Source organism: Nocardia puris, assembly GCF_036051655.1.
GTDB classification, from domain to species: Bacteria; Actinomycetota; Actinomycetes; order Mycobacteriales; family Mycobacteriaceae; genus Nocardia; species Nocardia puris.
Genome location: NZ_CP107943.1, coordinates 415981 through 438684, shown reverse-complemented (window position 1 = coordinate 438684; position 22704 = coordinate 415981). Strand labels below are relative to the sequence as shown.

Below are 22704 nucleotides of genomic sequence, written 5' to 3'. Positions count from 1 at the left end.
GACCGGTCCCCGATGCGTAGGGTGGACGGGTCGGCGCGCGTACGGGACTGGACTAGGAGCTGGGTTGGGCGCGGTACTGATCTCTGCGGAAGAACTTCGGGAAGCGTTGGCGGACAAGAAGTTCCGCCTGCTGGACGTGCGGTGGGCGCTGGGTGATCCGGATGGTCCGCAGCACTACCTGGCCGGGCACATCCCCGGCGCGGTGTTCGTGGACCTGGAGACCGAACTCGCCGCGCCGCCCTCGCCCGCGCGCGGCCGCCACCCGCTGCCCGACATCACGCACCTGGAGAAGTGCGCGCGCTCCTGGGGGATCCGTGCCGGCGATCCGGTGGTCGTCTACGACGCGACCGGTGGGATGGCGGCGGCGCGCGCCTGGTGGCTGTTGCGCTGGGGCGGCCTGGCCGACGTCCGCATTCTCGACGGCGGCCTGCCCGCGTGGACCGTCGCGGGCGGCGACCTCGCCACCGGCGCCGAGTCCGACCCCGAACCGGGCGACGTGGAACTGCGCGCGGGTGGTATGCCCGTCGCCGACGCCGACGCCGTCGCCACCTGGCCCGGTGTGGTCCTCGACGCCCGCGCCGCCGAACGCTACCGGGGCGAGGTCGAACCCATCGACCCCAAAGCCGGCCACATCCCCGGCGCCCGCAGCGCCCCCACCTCCGAAAACCTCGATGCAGATGGCAAGTTCCTCCCCGCCGAAGCCCTCCGCACCCGCTTCGCCCCGTTCACCCCGGGCCCCATCGCCGTCTATTGCGGCTCCGGCGTCACCGCCGCCCATCAGATCGCCGCCCTCGAGTCCGCCGGCATCCCCGCCACCCTCTACCCGGGCTCGTGGTCCCAATGGTCCAACGACCCGAAACGTCCCGTAGCCACCGGCGACTGACCGAGGTGAATAAGGGGCCAATCGCCGCGGGTCGTGCGAGGGGTCGGTGGTGACCTGCGGAGATCTGATGAATCAGACGTGCGAATGGCCGCGAGGGGCGCGGCTGAACCTGGTGCCGGCGGTGGGCGTTGGATGCCCCGCTCTGCGGCGTCAGGGGCAGGTGCGGGCGATCTTGGTGAGGGCTTCGTGGTCGGCGGTGGTGAGGGGGAGGTCGTAGCGGGTGGCGACGGTGAGGTAGCGGCCGGCGAAGTAGCAGTGGTTGGGGCGGGAAGGTGGTAGCCAGTCGGCGGGGGTGCGGTCGCCTTTGTCTCGGTTGACCGAGGCGGTGGTGGCCACGAGGTTGGTCTCCATGTCGTTGGCGAACGCCCGGCGCCGGGCCGGGGGCCAGGTGGAGGCGCCGAGATCCCAGGCGGCTGCCAGCGGGAAGAGATGGTCGATCTCGACCTCGCGGGCGCGGGACTTGTCGAACGTAACGGCGTCGCCGGTGTAGGGGTCGTGGAAGGTGCCCGATTCGACCACGCAGTCGCGGGTGCCCGGCCGGAACCGCACCTCGCGCAGTTGGGCGGCGAGCACGTTATTGCGGGTGTCGCAGCCGTCGTGCCCGCCCGGCGCGTCGTGATCGTCGGACCACGACGGGCCGAATACACACCCCTGCCCCGACCGGCACCCCCTCTCGTACCCGCCGGGCCGAACCCGCTTCTCCACCACCCGCACCCCCGCCAGCAACCCCTCCACCTGCGCCCGTGTGGGACTTCCCGGCGCGGGCGTCACCCACGCCCCGTCCCACCAGGCGCACCCGGCAGCACCCAGCACCAGCGTGACCAGCACGGCGAACAGACGGGCGAGAACCGGGCGCACGCAGCCAGTTCTACACGCGCACCCCGACAAGGACGGCCGCCTCCGGCGTGGCGCCCCACGGCACGCCGGACACGCCGCTCACGCCACGCCGCAGCGGCCCTACCTCGCGCCCCTCACAACCAGGCCCGCGCCAGCAGATCATCTCCCGCGATCTCGCTCGCGCGCGGTGGGAATCTGGTCGCCGCGATCGATTCGGTGTGCACGCCGTCGTGCCCGATCAGCCAGGAACCGCCGCGCTCCTCGCACTCGGCGATCTTGGCGAACGTGGTGAGCAGGAACGTGACCGCCTCACGCGGATCGAGGGTGCGGGCCAGGCGCTGGGATTCACCGGGGCGCGAGAGATCCAGCCACACGCCGGACTGTCCGTCCAGCCGCATGCCGACGATCTTCCCCGCGTCGACGAAGGTGAATTTTCGGCGCTCCCACGGCGTGGTCGGCGTGAAGCTCTGCTCGAGTACCTGGAGCAGAATCGTCATGCTGCTGCCCTCCGCTTCCTAGAAGCTTGCTGCGGATTACGACTCGTGACCAGCAATTACCCCAGTATGTTCCACTTTCGCCCGCTTGGCGACCGCCGCGCCGCCCACCGGAAATCGTCCTGCCCCGTGCAGCGGTGGCCGTGAATTCCGGCGGTCCGCGACGACGAAGACCGCGCCCGCCGGATACGCCGGCCGTACGGCGGTGTCGGACCGGCCTGCTTGGATGGATGGATGCTGCACGGACTGTGGTCTCCCGGGTCCGGTCTGCTGCTGTGGACCGAGGGCGAGGTGCCCGCCGGTGTGCCCGACCCGCTGGGCGCCCGGCTGCGCACCGCGCGCTTCCGGCACCGCGCCGAGGTGCTGACGCCGCAAGGTCCGGCCGAGGTCCCTGCCCTCGCGATGGCTCCCGCGGCGGCGGCGAACGCCCTGCTCCAGCGTCTTCCGGCCGAGAGCGTCGCGGGTGACCTGCGCTTCCTGGCCCACGTCGCGCGCGGCATCGAGCGCTGGGCGCGCGCGGGCCGCGTCGTCCCCGAACTGCGCCGCGCCGACGGGCAGTGGTGGGTGCGGTGGCGCCTGGTCGGCGGCGCGCGGCAGCGGGCTTGGCTCGCCGAACTCGCGGCCGTGGCGCCGCCGGCGCTCGCGGTGGCGGGGCGTCCGGCGGCGGTGCTCGCCGACTTGGTCGCCGAACTCACCGACCCGATCGCCCGCGAACTGGCCGACGCCCCACCCCCCGTCCACCCGCTGCTCGCGGCCCTGGTCGGCGACCAGCCGCTGGACTCGGGCAGCCACCAGCTCGCCGACACCCTGGAACGCTGGCGCACCAGCCTCACCGCCGACGAACCCGAACTGGTCCTGCGCCTGTGCGAACCCGACGGTGAACCCGCCGCCGAGGACGACCCGCCGCTGTGGCGGCTGGAGGTGTGCCTGCGCGTCGAGGGCGAGGCGCCCACCCCGGTTCCGCTCAACGGCGACCCGGCCCTCATCCGCACCGCCGTCGACAAACTCGGCGCCGCCCAGCGCGCCTACCCGCGGCTGCGCGACCTCCCCGGCGACCCGTACAGCATGGACCTGCTGCTCCCCACCGCGGTGGTGGCCGACCTGGTCGCCCACGGCGTGCACGCCCTCCAGGAGGCGGGCGTGCGCTTGCTGCTGCCGCGCGCGTGGAACATCACCGAACCGTCGCTGCGGCTGCGCGTGGAGAGCGCGGTCCCGGCCGCCGAGAGCACGGTCGGGATGCGCGGATTGGTCCGTTACCGTTGGGAATTGGCGCTCGGCGGCCACGTGCTCAGCCCGGCCGAGATGGCCCGGCTGATCCGCGCGAAGTCCGATCTGGTGCGCCTGCGCGGGGAGTGGGTGCAGGCCGACCACAAGGCGCTGGCCGCGGCCGCCCGCTACGTCGCCGCGCACACCGACGACTCCCCGATCACCCTCGCCGACATGATCGGCCGCCTCGCCACCGACCGCGTCGACCGCGTGCCGATCACCGAGGTCACCGCCTCCGGTTGGGTCGCCGACCTGCTCGACGCCGACCGCGATCGCGCGCCCGTCCCCACCCCGGGCGGCCTCAAAGCGCAGTTGCGCCCGTACCAGCGGCGCGGCCTGACCTGGCTGGCCACCATGAGCCGCATCGGGTGCGGCGCGATCCTCGCCGACGACATGGGCCTCGGCAAGACGGTGCAGGTGCTCGCGCTGCTCGTCCACGAACGCGAGAACGCCACGGAGGCAGTGGGTCCCACGCTGCTGGTGTGCCCGATGTCGGTGGTGGGCAACTGGCAGCGCGAGGCGGAGCGCTTCGCCCCCGGCCTGCGCGTGCTCGTGCATCACGGGTCGGGTCGGCGCACGGGCGAGGATTTCGCCGCCGCCGTGGGCGAGGCCGACCTGGTGCTCACCACGTATTCCTTGCTGGCCAGGGATTTCGAGGAACTGAGCGGACGCGACTGGGAACGCGTCGTACTGGACGAGGCGCAGCACATCAAGAACGCGGGCACCAGGCAAGCGCGCGCCGCCCGCGCGTTGCGCGCGCGACATCGGTTGGCGCTCACCGGAACTCCCGTCGAGAACCGGTTGGAGGAACTGCGCGCCTTGCTCGATTTCGCGATGCCGAAACTGCTCGGCAGCCCGCAGACCTTCCGCGCGCGCTTCGCCGTGCCGATCGAACGCGAAGGCGACCAGAACGCGCTGGCGCGACTACGTTTCGTGACGAAGCCGTTCGTGCTGCGCCGGGTGAAGACCGATCCGGCGGTCATCGAGGACCTGCCGGAGAAGCTGGAGATGACCGTCCGCGCCAACCTCACCGTCGAGCAGGCCGCGCTGTATCAGGCGGTGGTCGAGGACATGCTGGACAAGCTCGAGAGCGCGAAAGGCATGGCGCGCAAGGGCGCCGTGCTCGGCGCGCTGACCAGGCTGAAGCAGGTGTGCAATCATCCGGCGCACTTCCTCGGCGACGGGTCGGGCGTGCTGGGGCGGGGCAGGCATCGCTCCGGCAAGCTGGCGCTGGTGGAGGACGTGCTCGACGCGGTGCTCGCCGACGGCGAGAAGGCGTTGCTGTTCACTCAGTTCCGCGAGTTCGGCGAGCTGATCACGCCGTATCTGACCGAGCGTTTCGGCGCGCGGGTGCCGTTCCTGCACGGCGGCGTGGACAAGCGCCGCCGCGACGAGATGGTGACCGGGTTCCAGTCCGAGGACGGTCCGCCGCTGATGTTGTTGTCGCTCAAGGCCGGTGGCACCGGGTTGAACCTCACGGCCGCCAATCATGTGGTGCACCTGGACCGCTGGTGGAATCCGGCGGTGGAGAACCAGGCCACCGACCGGGTGTTCCGCATCGGTCAGCGGCGTGCGGTGCAGGTGCGCAAGCTGGTGTGCGTGGACACCATCGAGGAGCGGATCGACGAGATGATCAACGGCAAACGCCGCCTCGCCGATCTGGCGGTGGGCGCGGGGGAGAACTGGATCACCGAGCTCAGCACCGACGACCTGCGCGACCTGTTCACCCTCGGCGCGGAGGCGGTGGGGGAGTGAACGATTTCGACGATTTCGGCAAGTACGGCAAGCGCAGGCCGGTGCGCGGCGGTGTGGCGGCCAAGAGCCGCCGCGGCGGTTTCGGGCGCACCTGGTGGGGCAAGGCGCTGATCGACGCCGTGGAGGCGATGGCCGAGCCGGGCCGGCTGGCGCGCGGGCGCACGTACGCGCGGTCGGGGCAGGTGGTGAACTACCGGATCGAGCCGGGCGCGGTGGTCGCGGAAGTGCAAGGGAGCCAACCGCGTCCGTTCACGTCGGTGTTCGCGGTGCGGCCGTTGCGCGCCGAGGAAGTGGAACTGCTGATCGACGCCATCCGGGGTGCGCCGGGCATGCTTGCGGCGATCGCGTCGGGCGAGCTGCCGCCGGAACTGGGCCCGCACCTGCTGCCCACCACCGCCGCCGAATTGGACTTCAGCTGTTCGTGTCCCGATCCCGGCTGGCCGTGCAAGCACGTGGCCGCGGTCTGCTACCTGGTGGCCGAACGCCTCGACGAGCGCCCGCGCGAGATCCTGACGTTGCGCGGACTCGATCTGGACACCCTCATCGCGGGCATCGAACGCGAATCCCCCGACGCCGTGGCGGCGGATCTGTACGGTGACGAGCTGGTGCCGCCCGACCTCCCGAAGGTCGAATACCGTTCGGCGGTAGACGATCTGGACCCGGTGTTGTTGCGCAAGGCGTTGCGCACGAGCGCCGAGGAGGAGTCGGTGGCGGCCACCGGCGCCCGCGAACTCGACGCGCTGTACGAACGTTTGCGCCGCTGAGCCGGACTCGCCGACGAGCGCCGGAAAGGCGCTGCGCACCAAGGGAATTCGATCCGCGCTCGGTCGGCGGGCGCACTGGTGTCCGACGACCGAGCGGATCGCCCGGCTGTTCCGCCCCGCGGTCTGCGGGTCGCGGGGGCGGACGGTGGCGCGGGAAATGGCAGGCACCCGGCAACGAGGCCGGCCGCGCCGCCGGGCATCGTCGGGCGGATCCCGCCCGGGGCGCTGGTGGCCGGTGCGTCTCGGCGCCGGGTGCCACTTTCAGTGTGCGCCGGCGGCGGGCTCGGGGATACGCCCGAGCGCTGTCCGCCCACTGCCCTTGTGCTGCCCTGCCACCAGGACGGCCGCGAAGCACAGCGTGGCCAGTCCGGCGAAGACGATGACAGGCTCGGGGAAGTAGAGGCAGGCGATCCAGAACGTCGCGCCCGCGGCCGCGAAACACAGCGCGTTGAACGGCGACCAGCGCCCCAGCAGCTGCGGCGCGGCGCGCGCCGCGACCATGGCGAGCAGCGCGAACAGGATGGCGAACACGGCCATGCCGACGCTGTAACCGGTGTTGAGACCGAACACGGTGACCTCCCGCCCGCCCTCGAACATGGGCGTGGTCGCCTGCCTCGACAGCTCGTTGATGGTCTCCTCGGCGGGGGTGTCGGCGCCGTTGAAGACGTGGATCATCAGCAGATGCGCGACGCCGATGACGGCGAGCAGGGCGGCGCCCGCGGTGTGGGCGGGCAGCGCCCAGCGAACGGTGGTGGTGGATGAGTCGGACATGGCGTCCTCCGGGGATGGGCTTCCGAACTACCTGCAGAACAAGCTCGGATTCAGCGTACATAACAAAATTTATGTTATAGACTGGCGGCCGTGGCGGGCAAGACCTCATGGCTGGCATCCGGACTGACGATCCTCGGCGCGGCGGGGCCGACCGCGCTCACCATCGACCGCCTGGTCGCCGAGACCGGTCTGAGCACCGGGTCCTTCTACCACCACTTCGCCGGCATGTCCGGCTTCAAGCAGGCGCTGCTCGCGCACTTCGAAGAGGCGCAGACGCTGCGCTACATCCGCGAGGTCCGCACCGCCGACCACCTCGCTCCGCGCGGCCGTCTCGACCTGCTCATGGATCTGGTGCTCGCCGACGGCGAACCGGCCCGCCTCGAGGTCGCGGTCCGCGCGTGGGCGCTGGACGATCCGGTCGCGGCCGCCGCCAAGGAGCGCGTCGACGCGACCCGCCTCGCTTTCCTGCGCGAACTGCTCGCCGAGGACGGCTACGAACCGGACGCCGCCGAACGGACCGCGCAGATCCTGTACCTGCTCGTGCTGGGCGCGGGCAATATCCTGCCGGAGGTGCCGCCCGAACAGCTCCGCGTCCTCTACAGCCAGGTGCTGCCGTGAACCACGCACGGCGCGAAGAACTTTCGATGCTCGACGATATGGGCACCGCGGTCCGCATCGCGCGCCCCGTGCGCCGGGTGGTGTCGCTCGTCCCGTCGTTGACCGAGTCCCTGGCCGTGACGTGCCCGGACCTGCTTGTCGCCGCGACCGAATGGTGCACGCACCCGGCCGATCTCGCGGTGGAGCGCGTGCGCGGAACGAAGAACCCGAACGTGCGGCGCATCGTGGAACTCGCGCCCGATCTGGTGCTGTGCAACCACGAGGAGAATCGCAAACTCGACGTGGAACGCTTGCGTGAGGCGGGAATCCCGGTGTGGGTCACCGTGATCGAGACCCTCCGGCAGGCATTCGACTCGCTGGGCCGTCTCTTCGCCGACGCACTGGGAGTCGCACCGCCCCAATGGCTCTCAGTCGCTGAGAAGTCTTGGAAGGAAACACCTTCCGCCCCGGTGCGCAACACTGTGATCCCCGTGTGGCGCGACCCGTGGATGGTCGTCGGCCGTGACACCTTCACCGGCGACCTCGCCCGCCACCTCGGATTGCGCCTGGTGCACGCCGACCGCCCGGACCGCTACCCCCGCCTCACCCAGGACGAACTGGTCCGCGAAGTCGACCTCGCGGTCCTGCCCGACGAGCCCTACGTCTTCACCGAAGACGATGGCCCCGAAGCCTTCCCGGGCATCCCGGTCGCCCTGGTGCCCGGCCGCCTTCTCACCTGGTACGGCCCCTCTTTGGTCACCGCCCGCGCCGAACTGACCGCGCGCATCGCGGCGGCCGCGCCGCGCGGTTAGGTCCTGTCGTCGAGGATCTACGACGCGAATCGGTAGTCGTCCAGATCGAAATGCCCACTGCGCCAAGCCGCTTCGACGGTCGTGGACGGCCGCAGCGGCACATCCCCGTGCTTGTCGAAGTAGTAACTGTTGGACACCGCGCACGAATCCTGCCAGAACACCTGCCCGCCGCGGCGCGCCAGCATCTCCCGGAAGAACCGGTCGTTGGCCTCCTCGGTGACCTCGACCAGGGTCGCGCCCTCGTCGCGGGCGTGGGTGAGACAGCGCAGGATGTGGCGCACCTGGTTCTCGATGAGCGCGAAATACGACGACCCGTTATAGCCGTAGGGACCCATCACGGAGAAGAAATTCGGAAAGCCGGGCACGCTCACACCCTCGTAGGCCTGCAACCGGTGCTCGTCCCACCACTTCTCGAGATCGCGCCCGTCGACGCCGCGCAGGTCGTAGGTGGGCATGTTGCCCGACTCCATCACCTTGAACCCGGTGGCGAAGATGATCACGTCGACCGGGTGCTCGGTGGCCGCGGTGCGTACGCCTTCCGGCGTGATCCGCTCGATCGGATCGGTCTCCAGGGTGACGTTCTCGCGGTTGAACGTGGCCAGGTAGTCGTTGGAGAAGCTGGGCCGCTTGCAGCCGAGAGCGTAACGGGGCGTGAGCTTTTCGCGTACCTCCGGGTCGCGCACCTGCCTACGCAGGTGGGCCAGCCCGAGCCGTTCGCCGAGCGCGGCCGCGGGCACCGAGCTGTGGTAGTGCGCGGCGACGGGGAAGGTCAGCTCCACGAAGGTCTGGCTGACCAGCCGGGTCACCGTGCGGCTGCCCGGCACCCGCAGCGCCAGGCGCAGCGGCGCGGGCAGCGGCAGGTCGGGGCGCGGCAGGCACCAGATCGGCGTGCGCTGGAACACCGTCAGGTGCGCGACCTCCGGCGCGATCTCCGGGATCACCTGCACCGCCGACGCGCCCGTCCCGATGATCGCCACGCGCTTGCCGCGCAGGCTCTGCCCGTGGTCCCAGCGCGAGGTGTGCATGGTGCGGCCGGCGAAGTCGGCGGCGCCGGGGATCTCGGGCAGTTTCGGGCGGGTGAGCACGCCGGTCGCGCTGATCACGTAGCGCGCGGTGAGTTCCTCGCCTGCCTCGGTGCGCAACACCCACACGCGGCGGCCCTCGTCGAACTCCGCGCTGGTCACGGTGGTGCCGAAGTGGATGCGCGGGCGCAGGCCGTGCTTGTCGACGCAGGACTCGGCGTAGGCCTTCAACTCCCGGCCCGGCGCGTACACCCGCGACCAGTCCGAGCGCTGATCGAACGAGAACTGATAGCTGAACGACGGAATGTCCACCGCCACGCCGGGATAGGTGTTCCAGTGCCAGGTGCCGCCCACGCCGTCGGCGTCGTCGAGGAGCACGAAATCCTCGAAGCCCGCCTCGCGCAGTTTGATCGCGGCGCCGATTCCGGAGAACCCGGCGCCGACAATGACGGTCTCGTACGCGCGCCCGTCCAGGGAATCGGTGGACGTCATCGTCGCTCCTTCCCGATGCCCGCCGCGCGCGGAGCGGTCCACGCGGTGTGGCAGCACCTGCCCTCAATTAGGCGCGGCGGGTCGGGCGTTGTCAACGGCCCCGGCGGGCTACTCCGGCTCGACGCGGTACACCCGGCGCGCCGTCTCGCGGAAGACCCGCACCAGGTCGTCGAGCTCGGCGCCCTGGTTCGTGAGCGACTCCGCGACAGCTCGCACGCTGTTGCCCACCGAGGTGATCGGCCGGTCCACCGGGAAATTGGAGCCCCACAGCAGCCGCTCGGCACCGAACACGTCGTAGGCGTGCGCGATCATCGGCCCGATCCGGTCCACCAGTTCGGAAACCGGCGTCGGCGTGCCGCGCGGCGGTACCGGGTGGCCGAGGATCGGCATGGTCAACCCGCTCACTTTGGCCACCGCGTTCGGGTGCTCGGCCAGCGCGCTGAGGTCGTCGCGCCAGCGCAGGAACAGCTTTCGCCGCTCGCCGGGGTTGGCGCCGGTGTGTTTGCCGACCTTGCCGAACAGCCCGGCCGGTGTGGCGAGGTGGTTCAGCACGATGGTGACCTCGGGGTAGCGGCGGGCCAGGGCGGTCACGTCGGGTAGCTGATGCGAGTACACCCACGCCTCGAACGAGAGTCCGCGCTCGGCGAGTTCGGCGAACCCGTCCAGGAAGCGCGGCGAGGTGAGCCCGCCCTCGGCGTGGTCGAAGGAGCGCACGTCGGGGTCCGGGTGCCGGGCGATCATGGTGCGGATGCCGCGGAACACCGGCGAGGCCGACCGGTGCGCGTCCAGCAGCGCCGCGAAACCGTCGGCGGACGGGTCGGCCGAGCCGATCACCGCGCCCAGCCGGGGTGTGTCGATGCCGAACGGCAGGCTCTCCACCCAGCGGGTCTCGTCGGCCTTCGCGCCCGTCCACTCCACCTCGATGTGCACGATCGCGTCCACGGGCACCGTGCCCGCGTCGGTGCGGTAGTCGGCGGGCAGGTAGGGATGCATATAAGCCGTTGGGTCACCGACGAATTCGCGGTCGCGGCGCGGGGCGAGGTGCGCGACGAGGTCGAGCGGCAGCGGCAGGTACCGGAACATCCGGGCCAGCGTGCTGAAATCGCGCGGCGTCGTCAGCGGGTCCCACTGGTGGATGTGCGCATCGATGACGCGAAGGTCGCCCAGGTCGTCCATGGGCGCGATTGTCACACGCCGCGCCGCCCGCGCGAGGGCGGATTCACCGGCCGGTGTGTTCGGGCCCGCAGGCGCACAGGAAGGTGCGCACCGCCGCCGCGGCGATCGCGGCGCGGTCGGCCGGGGACTCGGCGCCCCGGAGGAGGGCTACACGCACGGGTTGGTCGTCGCGTTCGACGATCTCGACGCGCTCGAGCGCTACCTCTACGACCCCGTCCACCTGGCGGGCGATCCCGAGATCCTGCCCTACTACGGCCGGATGCGGGTCGGTCCCGCCATCACCGACGACCCCGATCCGGACCTGCTGGCCAAGATCGGCGCGCTGCACGAAGCCAAGCTCGCGAAGTACCCGGAATGGGCCCCGCTCATGGACTCCATCCCTGAAGTCCGAATCTTCTGACGCGCCAGGGATTTCCGGGCGCGGTTCATACGTTGCGGCGGTACTGTCCGCCGACGGTGAAGAACGTCTCGGTGATCTGCTGGAGGGTGCAGACGCGCGCGGCGTCCATCAGGACGTCGAAGATGTTGTCGTCGGTGCGGGCGACGGCGTCGAGCCGGGCCAGCGCCGCATGTGCCGCGTCGCGGTGGCGGTCACGGAATTCGCGCACCCGGCGCAGCTGAGATTGTTTCTCTTCCGCTGTGGCGCGGGCCAGTTCGAGCTTGCGGTCCGGCTCGCCGTGCGGATTGCGGAAGGTGTTGACGCCGATGATCGGCAGGCTGCCGTCGTGCTTGCGGCGCTCGTACAGCAGGGACTCGTCCTGGATCTTGCCGCGCTGGTAGCCGGTCTCCATGGCGCCGAGCACGCCGCCGCGCTCACTGATCCGCTCGAACTCGCACAGCACCGCCTCCTCCACCAGGTCGGTGAGTTCGTCGATGAGGAAGCTGCCCTGCAACGGATTCTCGTTCATCGCCAACCCCCACTCGCGGTTGATGATGAGCTGGATGGCCAGCGCGCGGCGCACCGAATCCTCGGTGGGCGTGGTGACGGCCTCGTCATAGGCGTTGGTGTGCAGGCTGTTGCAGTTGTCGTACACCGCGATCAGCGCCTGGAGCGTGGTGCGGATGTCGTTGAAGTTCATCTCCTGCGCGTGCAGGGACCGCCCCGAGGTCTGGATGTGGTACTTGAGCTTCTGCGAGCGCTCGTTCGCCCCGTACCGGTCGCGCAGGGCGATCGCCCAGATGCGCCGCGCCACCCGGCCGATCACCGAGTACTCCGGGTCCATGCCGTTGGAGAAGAAGAAGGAGAGATTCGGCGCGAAGTCGTCGATGCGCATCCCGCGCGCGAGATAGGCCTCCACGTAGGTGAATCCGTTGGCGAGGGTGAAGGCGAGCTGGCTGATCGGGTTCGCGCCGGCCTCCGCGATGTGATAGCCGGAGATCGAGACGGAATAGAAGTTGCGAACACCGTTGCGCACGAACCACTCCTGGATATCGGCCATCATGCGCAAGCTGAACTCGGTGGAGAAGAGGCAGGTGTTCTGGCCCTGGTCCTCCTTGAGGATGTCGGCCTGTACCGTCCCGCGCACGGTCGCCAGCGTGCGGGCCCGGACCTCGGCGGCCTCCTCTTGTGTCGGTTCGCGCCCGTGCTCGGCCGAGAAGCGTTCCAGCGCTTGGTCGATGGCGGTGTTGAGAAAATACGCCAGGATTGTCGGGGCGGGACCGTTGATCGTCATCGACACCGACGTGGTGGGCGCCGTGAGGTCGAAACCGTCGTAGAGCGCCTTCATATCGTCCAGCGACGCCACCGAGACGCCCGAGGTGCCCACCTTGCCGTAGATGTCGGGCCGCTCGTCGGGATCGCGCCCGTACAGCGTGACGGAGTCGAACGCGGTGGAAAGCCTTGTCGCCTCGGCGTGTTCGGAGAGCACCTTGAAACGCCGGTTGGTGCGGAACGGATCGCCCTCCCCGGCGAACATGCGGGCCGGGTCCTCGTTGTCGCGCTTGAACGCGAACACCCCCGCCGTGAACGGGAATCGGCCGGGCAGGTTCTCCGCGCGCAGGAAGCGCAGCAGTTCCCCGTGGTCGGTGTAGCGCGGCAGCGCGACCCGCGCGATGCCGCTGCCGGACAGCGACTCCCGGCGCAGCGGCGTGCGAATCTCCTTGTCGCGCAAGCGAACCACTTGCTCGTCACCGCTGTAGGACTCGACCACCGACGGCCACCGCGCCAGGAGGTCGGCGTTCTCGGGAGTCAGATCGCGCCGCGCCGCCTCCAGCAGCTCGGCCACGGCGGTGTCGCCGGGCAGCTCGGCCAGCACCTGCTCGAGTCGCTGCACGCGCTGCGCCGCCCGAGCCTGCTCGGCGGTCGCGCGGTGGTAATCGCGCACGGTTTCGGCGATTTCGGCCAGGTAGCGGGTGCGCGCCGGCGGGATGAGCTGCGCGAACCGGGTCGAGGTACGGGTGTCGACCCTGGGCAGCGTGCCGGGCTCCACGCGCAGGCCGTGCTCGGCGAGCAGCGCGACGAGATGCTGGTAGAGCGCCGTCACGCCGTCGTCGTTGAAAGTGGCGGCGCTGGTGCCGAAGACGGGCATGTCCTCGGGGTTCGCGCCGAACGCCTCGCGGTTGCGCACCAGTTGGCGTGACACGTCGCGCACCGCGTCGGCCGCGCCCCGGCGCTCGAACTTGTTGATCGCCACCACGTCGGCGTAGTCGAGCATGTCGATCTTCTCGAGCTGGGAGGCCGCGCCGAACTCCGGCGTCATCACGTACAGCGACACGTCCACGTGGTCCACGATCGCCGTATCGCCCTGACCGATGCCCGGCGTCTCCAGGATCACCAGGTCGTACCCGGCGGCCCGGCAGGCGGCGACCATCGTGTCGAGGTCCTGTGGCAGTTCACGATTCCCGCGCGTGGCCAGGGACCGGAAGAAGACGTGCGCGCCGTCGAGCGCGTTCATCCGGATGCGATCGCCCAGCAGCGCGCCGCCGCCGCGCCGGCGCGTGGGGTCGATGGCGAGCACCGCGACGCGGAGCTTGTCCTGCTGGTCCGAACGCAGCCGGCGAATCAATTCGTCGGTGAGCGAGGACTTTCCGGACCCGCCGGTGCCGGTGATGCCGAGTACGGGCACCCGCCGCGACCGCGCCGCGCCGAGCAGACCGTCGCGCGCCGGATCAGGGAGCGCGTCCTGTTGCAGACAGGTGATGGCCCGCGCCAACGCCGCCCGCTCCCCGGTGAGTACCGCATCCAGCGCGGGCGGCTCGGTGGACAGGTCCACATCGCACGTGCGCACCAATTCGTTGATCATGCCGGGCAATCCGAGCCGCTGGCCGTCCTCGGGGGAGAAGATCCGCACGCCCGCCGCGGCGAGGCGCTCGATCTCCTCGGGCACGATCACCCCACCGCCGCCGCCGAAGATCCGGACGTGCCCCGCGCCCGCCTCTTTCAACGCCGCGGCCAGGTACTCGAAGTACTCCACATGCCCGCCCTGATACGAGCTGACCGCGACGCCCTGCACGTCCTCCTCGATGGCGGCGGCTACCACTTCGTGCACGGCCCGGTTGTGGCCGAGGTGGATCACCTCCGCGCCCTGGGATTGCAGGATGCGCCGCATGATGTTGATCGCCGCGTCGTGGCCGTCGAACAGCGCCGCCGAGGTCACGAAGCGCACGGCGCGGACGGGGGAGTGGAGCGCGCTGTGATCGGCCACGGGAACCCTCCGATGAGTCCTTCAACGCCCAATACTAGGACGTCAAACCATTCTACGGTGACCGGCATCACAGTGTGGGAAACCGCCGCGCAACGGTTGTGTTCGGGGCGAGTGAAACCCGCGACGCGCGGTCACAGCCGCGCTCCAATGGACGGCGGGACCGATCCCCCCGTGGAGGTAGCGCCGATGAGCGTTCGAATCGCACGCGGATGTGCACCGCGCGGCCGGCGGACGAAGGCCGACCGCACCCGGCGGGTGCTGCCGAAGCTGAGCGTGGGCGGGATACCGCTGCTCGGTGTGGAGTGGCTGGCCGTGGGCGGTGGACTGGGCTGAGAACACGAACGGCGCGTGCCGCACCGGGTGGGTGCGGCACGCGCCGGTGCGCGCGGTCAGCGGTTGGTGAACTTCGCCGGGCGCTTCTCCACGAAGGCGGTCATGCCCTCCTTCTGGTCTTCGATGGCGAACAGCGAGTGGAAGACCCGCCGCTCGAAACGCAGGCCCTCGGCGAGCGTGGTCTCGAAGGAGCGGTTCACCGACTCCTTGGCGATCATGGCGACCGGCAGCGACATCGAGGCGATGGTCTCGGCCACCTCCTGCGCGGTGTCGAGCAGTTCGGCGGCGGGCACGATCCGCGAGACCAGCCCGGCCCGCTCGGCCTCCTCGACGTCCATGTTCCGTCCGGTCAGCACCAGATCCATCGCCTTGGCCTTGCCGATGGCGCGGGTCAGGCGCTGCGAGCCGCCGATGCCGGGGATGACGCCGAGCTTGATCTCGGGCTGGCCGAACTTGGCGGTATCGGCGGCCAGCAGGATGTCGCAGATCATGGCCAGCTCACAGCCGCCGCCCAGCGCGTAGCCCGCCACCGCGGCGATGGTGGGCTTGCGGAAGTTCGCCAGCCGGTCCCAGCGCGCGAAGAAGTCGTTCATGAACATGTCCATGTACGACTGCGGCTGCATCTCCTTGATATCGGCGCCGGCCGCGAACGCGCGCTCCGAGCCGGTAATGACCACCGCGCCGATCCCGTCGTCGGTCTCGAGCTCGTCGAGCGCGGCGATCACGTCGTCGAGGACCTGGGCGTTGAGCGCGTTGAGAGCCTTCGGCCGGTTCAGCGTGATCCAGGCGACCCGGCCCTTGCGCTCCAGCAGGATCGTCTCGAAGGTGCGCCCGCCCGGCTCGTCCACGGAATCGCTGTGCGATGCAGTCACTGGTCCACCTCGTGCTCGGAACGGTTACGAACATCGGTGACGATAGCGGAGAAGTCCTTGCCCGCATTCTCCTGGTTGAACCGCGTGTAGATCTCGGCGGCCAGCGCGCCGAGCTGCCCGTCGACGCCGTTGGCGCGCAACGCGTTCGCGGCCAGGCCGAGGTCCTTGGTCATCAGCGCGGTGGCGAATCCCGGCTGGTAGTCGTTGTTCGCGGGGCTGGTCGGGACCGGACCCGGCACTGGACAGTAACTGGTCAGCGCCCAGCTCTGGCCCGACGCGGTGGACACCACGTCGAAGAAGGACTGGTGGCTCAGGCCCAGCTTCTCTCCGAGCACCAGCGCCTCGGAGAGCGCGACCATCGAGATGCCGAGCAGCATGTTATTGCAGATCTTGGCGGCCTGGCCCACGCCCGCGTCGCCGCAGTGCACCACCTTGCCGCCCATCACCTCCAGCACCGGCAGCCCGGCGGCGAAATCCTCCGCCGCACCGCCGACCATGAACGTCAGCGTGCCCGCGGCCGCGCCCGCGACACCGCCGGAGACCGGGGCGTCCAGGGCGCGATGCCCGGCCGCGACCGCGCGGGTGGCGGCCTCCTTGGCGTCGGCCACGTCGATGGTGGAGCAGTCGATGAACAGCGTGCCCGGCGCGGCGGCCGGCAGCAGTTCGGCGTACACGTCGAGGACGAGTTTGCCGTTGGGCAACATGGTGATCACGATCTCGCGGCCCGCCGTGGCGGCCGCGGCGGTGTCCACCACGGTCGCACCGTCCGCGCGCGCCTGCTCCTGGGCGGCGGGCACCGGGTCGTAGGCGAGCACGTCGTAGCCCGCCTTCACCAGGTTGGCCGCCATGGGCGCGCCCATGTGGCCGAGTCCGAGGAAACCGATCTTCTTGGTCATGGCTGCTGCGCCTCCGGTGCCGCGAGTCCGAGTTCCGAGTCGCCGAGCCCGGCGAAGTACGCCGCCACCTGATCCTCGGTCACCTCGGCGAGGGTGGCCGGATTCCACTTCGGGTCGCGGTCCTTGTCGATCACCTGCGCCCGGATGCCCTCCACCAGGTCGTGCGAGGCGAGCGCGGCCACCGAAGCCCGGTACTCCTCGTCGAGCACCGGTTCGAGGGCGGGCAGCGCGCGGGCGTTGCGCAGCGAGCGCAGCGTGACCTTCAGCGCCACCGGGGATTTGGCGAGGATGTCGTCGGCGGCGCGCTGGGCGTCGGCCGCGTCGTGGGCGCGCAGCCGGGCGACGATCTCCTCCACGGTGTCGGCGCCGTAGCAGGCGTCGATCCAGCCCGCCTGGGCGAGCAGCGCGGATTCCGGTGCGGCCGTGGCGAATTTGCCGATGGCCACCTCGGCGGTCTCGGTCGCCAGCGTCTCGATCAGCGCCGGAATGTGCTGGGATTCCACGTAGTAGTCGGCGAAACCGGTCGCGATCGCGTCGCCCGCCGTCATCCGCGCCGTGGTGAGCGCGACGTGGGTGCCGATCTCACCCGGCGCGCGCGAGAGCAGATAGGTGCCGCCCACATCGGGGATGAAACCGATACCGACCTCGGGCATCCCGATCTTCGAGCGCTCGGTGACGATGCGGTGGCTGCCGTGCCCCGACAGCCCGACACCGCCGCCCATCACGATGCCGTCCATCACCACGACGTAGGGCTTGGGGTAGCGGGCGATGAGCGCGTTGAGCACGTACTCGTCGCGCCAGAACCGGCCCGACGGCGAATCCGCGCCCGTCGCACCGTCGTTCGCGCTCGCCTTGGCGTCGTGGTAGATCGCGACGATATCGCCGCCCGCGCACAGGCCGCGCTCACCGGCGCCGGTGACCACGACGGTGCGCACGTCGGGATCGTCCGCCCAGGCGCGCAGCGCCTCGGAAATGGCCAGCGCCATCGGATGATTCAACGCGTTGATGGCCTTGGGCCGGTTCAGCGTGATCAGCCCGAGGCCGCCGCGCTTGTCGATGAGGACTTCGGGTTCGCTGCTCATGCTGCTCCTACGACCGAGCGGGCGACGACCACCCGCATGATCTCGTTGGTGCCCTCGAGGATCTGGTGCACACGCAGATCCCGGACGATCTTCTCCAAGCCGTATTCGGCCAGGTAACCGTAGCCGCCGTGCAATTGCAGGGCCTTGTTGGCGACCTCGAACCCGGCGTCGGTGGCGAAACGCTTGGCCATGGCGCACAACTCGACCTTGTCGGGGGCGTCCGCGTCCAGCGCGGCCGCCGCCCGCCACAGCAGCGTGCGGGCCGCCTCCAATTCCGTGCGCATATCGGCCAGTTCGAATTGCAACGCCTGGTTCTTCAGCAGCGGCGCGCCGAACGCGTGCCGCCCGGCCAGGTACGGCACGGTCTTGTCGAGCGCGGCCTGCGCCCCGCCCACCGAGCAGGCCGCGATATTGAGCCTGCCGCCGTTGAGGCCGTTCATGGCGATGCGGAAGCCCTCGCCCGCGCCGCCCAGCAGGTTGGCCGCGGGCACGCGGGCGTCCTCCAAGATCACCTGGCGCGTGGGCTGGGCGTTCCAGCCCATCTTGCGCTCGTTCGGCCCCACCGTCAGTCCGGGAGTGTCGGCGGGCACGATGAACGCCGAAATACCGCGCGCCCCTTCGTCTCCCGTGCGCACCATCATGACGTAGACGTCGTTGGCGCCCGCGCCGGAGATGAACTGCTTGGCCCCGGTGAGGACGTAGTCGTCCCCGTCGCGCACGGCCTTGGTGCGCAACGCCGCCGCGTCCGAGCCGACGCCCGGCTCGGTGAGCGCGTAGCTGCCCAGCAGTTCCATCGCCGTGAGGCCGGGCAGCCAGCGTTCCCGCTGCTCGGGCGTGCCGTAGGCGTCGATCATCCAGGCGGCCATGTTGTGGATGGAGATGTAGGCCGCGATCGACGGACACCCGGTCGCCAGCTGCTCGAAGATGCGCGCGGCGTCGAGCCTGCGCAGCCCCGAGCCGCCCACGTCCTCGCCGACGTAGATGCCGCCGAGCCCGAGCGGGCCCGCCTTGCGCAGCACGTCGACCGGAAAGTGTTTCTGCTCATCCCATTCCAGCGCGTGCGGCGCCAGGAATTCGTCGGCGAACTGGCGCGCGGTGTCGCGGATCGCGCGCTCGTCGTCGTTCAAGGTGAACATCGGGCTCATTCCATCGTCGGGATGACGAACGCGTTGGATTCCTTCAGCCCCGCGGGCCAGCGCTGCGTCACCGTCTTGGTCTTGGTGTAGAAGCGGATCGAGTCCGGGCCGTGCTGGTTCAGATCGCCGAACCCGGAGCGCTTCCAGCCGCCGAAGGTGTAGTACGCGATCGGCACCGGGATGGGCACGTTGATGCCGACCATACCGACCTCCACGCGGGCCGCGAAGTCGCGGGCGGTGTCGCCGTCGCGCGTGAAAATCGCGACGCCGTTGCCGTATTCGTGCTCGTTGGCCAGGCGCAGGCCCTCCTCGTAGTCCTTCGCGCGGACCACGCTCACCACCGGGCCGAAGATCTCCTCCCGGTAGATCCGCATGTCGGCGGTGACCTTGTCGAACAGGGTCGCGCCCACGAAGTAGCCGTCCTCGGCGCCCTCGACGGTCAGGCCGCGCCCGTCCACCACCAGCTCGGCCCCCTCATCGATGCCGATCTGGACGTAGTTGTTCACCCGGTCCACGCCGTCCTTGCCGACCAGCGGGCCGAAATCGGCGCCAGGATCGTCGGAGCGGCCCACGTTGAGCTTGTGCACCCGCTCGGTGAGCTTGGCGACCAGCCGGTCGGCGGTCTCCTCGCCGACGGGCACCGCCACCGAGATGGCCATGCAGCGCTCGCCCGCGGAACCGTAACCGGCGCCGATCAATTGGTCGGCCACGTCGTCGAGATCGGCGTCGGGCATGACGATCGCGTGGTTCTTCGCGCCGCCGAAACACTGGGCGCGCTTGCCGTTCGCGGTGGCGGTTTCGTAGATGTACTGCGCGATCGGGGTGGAGCCGACGAAGCCGACCGCCTTGATCCGGGGATCGTGCAGCAGGGTGTCGACGGCTTCCTTGTCGCCGTTGACCACGTTGAACACGCCGGCGGGCAGACCGGCCTCGAGGAAGAGCTCGGCCAGCCGCAGCGGCACCGAGGGGTCGCGCTCGGAAGGCTTGAGCACGAAGGCGTTTCCGCACGCCAGCGCGGGACCGGCCTTCCAGAGCGGGATCATGGCGGGGAAGTTGAACGGCGTGATGCCCGCGACCACGCCCAGCGGCTGGCGCATGGAGTAGACGTCGATGCCGGTGCCCGCGCTCTCGGTGTACTCGCCCTTGAGCAGGTGCGGGATGCCGGTGGCGAACTCGATCACCTCGAGGCCGCGCTGGATGTCGCCCTTGGCGTCGGCGAGGGTCTTGCCGTGCTCGGACGACAGCAGCGCGGCGAGGCTGTCGATCTCGTCCTGCACCAGCGTCAGGAACTTCATCAGCACCCGCGCCCGCCGCTGCGGGTTGTAGGCCGCCCAGACCTGCTGCGCCTCGGCCGCGTTGGTGATGGCCGCCTCGACCTCGGCCTTGTTCGCCAGCGGCACCCGCGCCTGCACCTGGCCGAGATTGGGGTCGAACACGTCGCCGAACGCGCCCGACGCGCCCGCCACGTGCTGTCCACCGATGAAGTGTGTGAGTTCCCGAACCATGTCAGCCCTTCTGTTCGTCGATGCCGCCCCGGTATGCGGTCATCCTATAGTTGGACATCCAAGTAAATAATGGGCGGGGGCCGAATGTGACCCATCCCACTGGGAGGTCAGTGCGGCGGGAACCCGGAGATCGCGCCCCGCACGGGCGGCCCTTCACCCCGGTGATCGGTCATGATCCGCCCGGAGCCGACGCGAGGCGCGGATCTACTCCGACCGGGACGAGCGGGTCAGCACGATCGCGCCCGTCGTGAGCACCACGGCCCCGACCAGCAGCAACAGGACCGGTCCGAGCAGGCCGTCGGTGTGCTCGGCGATCAGTTGTGCGACGGCCAGCGCGACCGACCCCGCGCCGCCGATCATGAGCACGGGGGAGCGGTCGGTGGCGTAGAGGGCGAAGCAGACCACGGCGACCACGCCGGTCAACGCGACGGTGAGCAGCAGATCGTTCGTCCACGCCATCTGCGCGCCGACCACCGAGACCACGACCGCGATGGCGTACCCCGCCCAGTCCTCGATGAACGCGTCCGCCCTGGTCAGCGCGAACCAGACGAGCCCGAGCACGAACAGCGCCACCCCGTGCCCCGGGTCGCGCAGACCGAACACGTCGCCGACCAGCCCGCTCGCGACCGCCACCGAGAAACCCGCGCAGGCCAGCATGCCCACCACCGACGGGATCGCCAGGTAGCCGATCACGGCCGCCACCAGCCCCGCGCTCACCGCGATCACCCACGACGTGTCGTTGCCCGAATCGTCCAGACCGGCCCCGACGGCCCCCGCCACCGCGGCCGCCGCCAAGGCGAACAGCACCGCGGCCAGCCGCGTGCGCACGGTCGAGGTGAAGGCACGGCCGAACAACGCGTCCCGGCCGGCCAGCGCCACGCCACCGCCGATGAGCCCGATCGTCACCACGGCCAGCACCGCCACGCGTCCGGCGCGGGCGAGATCGTCCCAGGACGCGGCGAGGAACAGCAGCACGCCGCCGAGCACCAGGCCCGCGCCCACGTACGCCGCGATCTCGGCGACCAGTTTGCCCGGCGTCGGCCGGGCCGCGTCCTCCTCGGCCGCGAGGGCGGCGAGCACGGCCGCGCGCTGGTCCTCGCCGAGGACGCCGTCGTCGGTCAACCGCCGCAGCGCGGCCTCCACGCGTCGTTCGTGCGCCATCGGCTCAGTATGGCGAAGACGGGGGTCTCAGTTGCCCGAGAAGCCCGGCGTGCCGACCTCGAACTGGGTCGGCGTGCCGCCGCCGGGCGGTGCGGCGGGCGTCCGCTCGACGGCGAGCAGTCCCGCGACGGTCGCGCCCAATGCCGCGGTGACGGCGACAGCGGCGACCACCTTGCGCCGCCCGGCGTGCGACGGCGACAGTCCCGGCAGGCCCGCGCCCGCCCGCAACCGCGCCATCCGCACCACTCCCGACGTGCGTTCGGCGGCCAGCAGCACCGCGCCGCGCGCCGACACGTACTCCGGTTCCGGGTCGTACACCACCGGCAGATCGATGAGCTCGGCCAATTCGGCCCGCACGCTGGGGCTGCGGGTGCACCCGCCGAGCAGCACCAGCGCCTGCGGCCGCACGCCCGTCTCCTCGATGAGCTGCCGCACGAACGAGGCCGAATGGTGGATGCCCGCCGCGCACAGCTCGGCCAGATCGCTGCGGGTGACCACCGCGCGCCCGCCCGAGCCGGGATCGAGCGCCGTCACCACGCGCGCGCTGCTCAGCGCCTCGCGGTGCCTGCGGCTGGTCACCCGGTCGGTGAGCACGCCGTCGCGGGCCAGTTGCCAGCGCAGCAGCGCGTCGTAACCGTCGCCGCCCAGGACGGTACTGCGCTTACCGGACAGGATGGCGTCGGTGTGGCAGTCGGCGTGGGTGACGGTGAGCCCCGACGCGCCGAGGTCGTAGAGGATGACCGTTCCGCGATCGGGCAGCTGTCCGGTGAATCGCAGGTAGCGCAGCTGGGCGAGGGGTTCGTCGACGATGGTGATCCGCTCGCGGCCGGCCGCGGCGCGGATCGCGTCGGCATGTAGAGGGCAGCGGCAGGTCACGGCCGTGCCGGTGATGATCTCGTCGCGGCGCTCGGCGCTGGCGCGCATCCGGCGGATGGCGTCGAACACGGCCTCCTCGACGCTGCCGCCGGCGCGGCGGGGCACGTGGCACCGGTCGATGGCAGGGAGATGCGGCTGATCGGAATGCGTCAACATCGCACGCGCGCCGCCAGCGCCCGCCGATACCCCCAGGACCAGCACCATGGACTCCATGGTGGACCCTTTCGCCCGCGCTGCCAAGGCGACGCCGCCGCGAATTCGCCCGGAGGATGCCGGAGTGTTACCCGATGGACGCGCGCGAGGCGTATCGGACCGTCCGGTATGGCGGGC

General features: G+C 70.5%; 20 protein-coding genes. 7 read left to right on the top strand and 13 right to left on the bottom strand.

All coding sequences use genetic code 11. From position 1 onward, the window contains the following. Positions 1-76 precede the first annotated feature (76 nt). Positions 77-883: a sulfurtransferase gene (locus OHB21_RS01920; RefSeq protein WP_067510623.1), complete on the top strand. Its 807-nt coding sequence runs from the start codon at positions 77-79 to the stop codon at positions 881-883. Between the two features lie 150 nt (positions 884-1033). On the opposite strand, the gene OHB21_RS01915 is transcribed toward OHB21_RS01920, so the two are convergent. Both OHB21_RS01915 and OHB21_RS01910 read right to left on the bottom strand, forming a co-directional pair. Continuing rightward, on the bottom strand, positions 1034-1741 hold the full coding sequence (locus OHB21_RS01915) for an HNH endonuclease family protein (RefSeq protein ID WP_407675132.1): 708 nt from the start codon (positions 1739-1741) through the stop codon (positions 1034-1036). Between the two features lie 113 nt (positions 1742-1854). Continuing rightward, the gene (locus tag OHB21_RS01910; protein WP_067510490.1) at positions 1855-2217 is read right to left on the bottom strand and encodes a hypothetical protein; all 363 of its coding nucleotides are present in this window, start codon (positions 2215-2217) and stop codon (positions 1855-1857) included. 231 nt (positions 2218-2448) lie between these two features. Here OHB21_RS01910 and OHB21_RS01905 point away from each other — a divergent pair, with 231 nt between their 5' ends. Both OHB21_RS01905 and OHB21_RS01900 read left to right on the top strand, forming a co-directional pair. Next, positions 2449-5235, top strand: a complete 2787-nt coding sequence (locus tag OHB21_RS01905; protein WP_195125445.1) for a DEAD/DEAH box helicase — start codon at positions 2449-2451, stop codon at positions 5233-5235. Further along, positions 5232-5999: an SWIM zinc finger family protein gene (locus tag OHB21_RS01900; RefSeq protein WP_067514309.1), complete on the top strand. Its 768-nt coding sequence runs from the start codon at positions 5232-5234 to the stop codon at positions 5997-5999. Before OHB21_RS01905 ends, OHB21_RS01900 begins: the two co-directional genes overlap by 4 nt. 261 nt (positions 6000-6260) lie before the next feature. Here OHB21_RS01900 and OHB21_RS01895 read toward each other — a convergent pair whose 3' ends face one another. After that, entirely contained in the window at positions 6261-6770 is a 510-nt protein-coding gene (locus OHB21_RS01895) for an LIC_13387 family protein (protein ID WP_067514308.1), read from the bottom strand. 90 nt (positions 6771-6860) lie between these two features. On the opposite strand from OHB21_RS01895, the gene OHB21_RS01890 reads away from it, so the two are divergent. Both OHB21_RS01890 and OHB21_RS01885 read left to right on the top strand, forming a co-directional pair. Beyond that, positions 6861-7388, top strand: a complete 528-nt coding sequence (locus OHB21_RS01890; RefSeq protein WP_113975318.1) for a TetR/AcrR family transcriptional regulator — start codon at positions 6861-6863, stop codon at positions 7386-7388. Further along, positions 7385-8179 carry a helical backbone metal receptor gene (locus OHB21_RS01885; protein ID WP_369123287.1) on the top strand — a complete coding sequence of 265 codons (795 nt, stop codon included), beginning with the start codon at positions 7385-7387 and terminating at the stop codon, positions 8177-8179. Before OHB21_RS01890 ends, OHB21_RS01885 begins: the two co-directional genes overlap by 4 nt. 17 nt (positions 8180-8196) lie before the next feature. Here the strand turns inward: OHB21_RS01885 and OHB21_RS01880 are convergent, their stop codons facing one another. Continuing rightward, complete coding sequence (locus OHB21_RS01880) at positions 8197-9693, bottom strand: flavin-containing monooxygenase (protein ID WP_195125444.1); 1497 nt, start codon at positions 9691-9693, stop codon at positions 8197-8199. Between the two features lie 108 nt (positions 9694-9801). Then, a complete protein-coding gene (locus tag OHB21_RS01875) occupies positions 9802-10869 on the bottom strand; it encodes an amidohydrolase family protein (protein WP_195125443.1) in 1068 nt (355 codons plus the stop codon). On the opposite strand from OHB21_RS01875, the gene OHB21_RS01870 reads away from it, so the two are divergent. Continuing rightward, positions 10868-11269: a Dabb family protein gene (locus tag OHB21_RS01870; RefSeq protein ID WP_195125442.1), complete on the top strand. Its 402-nt coding sequence runs from the start codon at positions 10868-10870 to the stop codon at positions 11267-11269. The two genes, OHB21_RS01875 and OHB21_RS01870, sit on opposite strands and share 2 nt — an antisense overlap. A 25-nt stretch (positions 11270-11294) precedes the next feature. On the opposite strand, the gene icmF is transcribed toward OHB21_RS01870, so the two are convergent. Continuing rightward, complete coding sequence (gene icmF / locus OHB21_RS01865) at positions 11295-14513, bottom strand: fused isobutyryl-CoA mutase/GTPase IcmF (protein WP_067514303.1); 3219 nt, start codon at positions 14511-14513, stop codon at positions 11295-11297. Between the two features lie 186 nt (positions 14514-14699). On the opposite strand from icmF, the gene OHB21_RS01860 reads away from it, so the two are divergent. Further along, positions 14700-14846: a hypothetical protein gene (locus OHB21_RS01860; protein WP_195125441.1), complete on the top strand. Its 147-nt coding sequence runs from the start codon at positions 14700-14702 to the stop codon at positions 14844-14846. A 56-nt stretch (positions 14847-14902) separates the two neighbouring features. Here the strand turns inward: OHB21_RS01860 and OHB21_RS01855 are convergent, their stop codons facing one another. The 7 genes from OHB21_RS01855 to OHB21_RS01825 form a co-directional block, all read right to left on the bottom strand. Next, a complete protein-coding gene (locus OHB21_RS01855) occupies positions 14903-15718 on the bottom strand; it encodes an enoyl-CoA hydratase (RefSeq protein ID WP_269749376.1) in 816 nt (271 codons plus the stop codon). Continuing rightward, a complete protein-coding gene (mmsB, locus tag OHB21_RS01850) occupies positions 15715-16614 on the bottom strand; it encodes a 3-hydroxyisobutyrate dehydrogenase (protein WP_067514302.1) in 900 nt (299 codons plus the stop codon). Before mmsB ends, OHB21_RS01855 begins: the two co-directional genes overlap by 4 nt. Then, positions 16611-17696: an enoyl-CoA hydratase/isomerase family protein gene (locus OHB21_RS01845; RefSeq protein WP_067514301.1), complete on the bottom strand. Its 1086-nt coding sequence runs from the start codon at positions 17694-17696 to the stop codon at positions 16611-16613. Before OHB21_RS01845 ends, mmsB begins: the two co-directional genes overlap by 4 nt. Further along, a complete protein-coding gene (locus OHB21_RS01840) occupies positions 17693-18832 on the bottom strand; it encodes an acyl-CoA dehydrogenase family protein (RefSeq protein WP_067514300.1) in 1140 nt (379 codons plus the stop codon). Before OHB21_RS01840 ends, OHB21_RS01845 begins: the two co-directional genes overlap by 4 nt. A 5-nt stretch (positions 18833-18837) precedes the next feature. Beyond that, entirely contained in the window at positions 18838-20337 is a 1500-nt protein-coding gene (locus OHB21_RS01835; protein ID WP_195125440.1) for a CoA-acylating methylmalonate-semialdehyde dehydrogenase, read from the bottom strand. 204 nt (positions 20338-20541) lie between these two features. After that, a complete protein-coding gene (locus tag OHB21_RS01830) occupies positions 20542-21498 on the bottom strand; it encodes a DUF2157 domain-containing protein (RefSeq protein ID WP_067514298.1) in 957 nt (318 codons plus the stop codon). 27 nt (positions 21499-21525) lie between these two features. Continuing rightward, positions 21526-22578: an Hsp70 family protein gene (locus OHB21_RS01825; RefSeq protein WP_067514311.1), complete on the bottom strand. Its 1053-nt coding sequence runs from the start codon at positions 22576-22578 to the stop codon at positions 21526-21528. Positions 22579-22704: the final 126 nt, after the last annotated feature.

Excerpts from the sequence above, each read along its gene's own strand:
- OHB21_RS01910 (WP_067510490.1), bottom strand. The coding sequence starts at position 2,217 with ATGACGATTCTGCTCCAGGTACTCGAGCAGAGCTTCACGCCGACCACG.
- OHB21_RS01905 (WP_195125445.1), top strand. The coding sequence starts at position 2,449 with ATGCTGCACGGACTGTGGTCTCCCGGGTCCGGTCTGCTGCTGTGGACC.
- OHB21_RS01895 (WP_067514308.1), bottom strand. The coding sequence starts at position 6,770 with ATGTCCGACTCATCCACCACCACCGTTCGCTGGGCGCTGCCCGCCCAC.
- OHB21_RS01880 (WP_195125444.1), bottom strand. The coding sequence starts at position 9,693 with ATGACGTCCACCGATTCCCTGGACGGGCGCGCGTACGAGACCGTCATT.
- OHB21_RS01870 (WP_195125442.1), top strand. The coding sequence starts at position 10,868 with ATGGGCGCGATTGTCACACGCCGCGCCGCCCGCGCGAGGGCGGATTCA.
- OHB21_RS01875 (WP_195125443.1), bottom strand. The coding sequence starts at position 10,869 with ATGGACGACCTGGGCGACCTTCGCGTCATCGATGCGCACATCCACCAG.
- OHB21_RS01860 (WP_195125441.1), top strand. The coding sequence starts at position 14,700 with ATGAGCGTTCGAATCGCACGCGGATGTGCACCGCGCGGCCGGCGGACG.
- mmsB (WP_067514302.1), bottom strand. The coding sequence starts at position 16,614 with ATGACCAAGAAGATCGGTTTCCTCGGACTCGGCCACATGGGCGCGCCC.
- OHB21_RS01845 (WP_067514301.1), bottom strand. The coding sequence starts at position 17,696 with ATGAGCAGCGAACCCGAAGTCCTCATCGACAAGCGCGGCGGCCTCGGG.
- OHB21_RS01840 (WP_067514300.1), bottom strand. The coding sequence starts at position 18,832 with ATGTTCACCTTGAACGACGACGAGCGCGCGATCCGCGACACCGCGCGC.
- OHB21_RS01835 (WP_195125440.1), bottom strand. The coding sequence starts at position 20,337 with ATGGTTCGGGAACTCACACACTTCATCGGTGGACAGCACGTGGCGGGC.
- OHB21_RS01830 (WP_067514298.1), bottom strand. The coding sequence starts at position 21,498 with ATGGCGCACGAACGACGCGTGGAGGCCGCGCTGCGGCGGTTGACCGAC.
- OHB21_RS01825 (WP_067514311.1), bottom strand. The coding sequence starts at position 22,578 with ATGGTGCTGGTCCTGGGGGTATCGGCGGGCGCTGGCGGCGCGCGTGCG.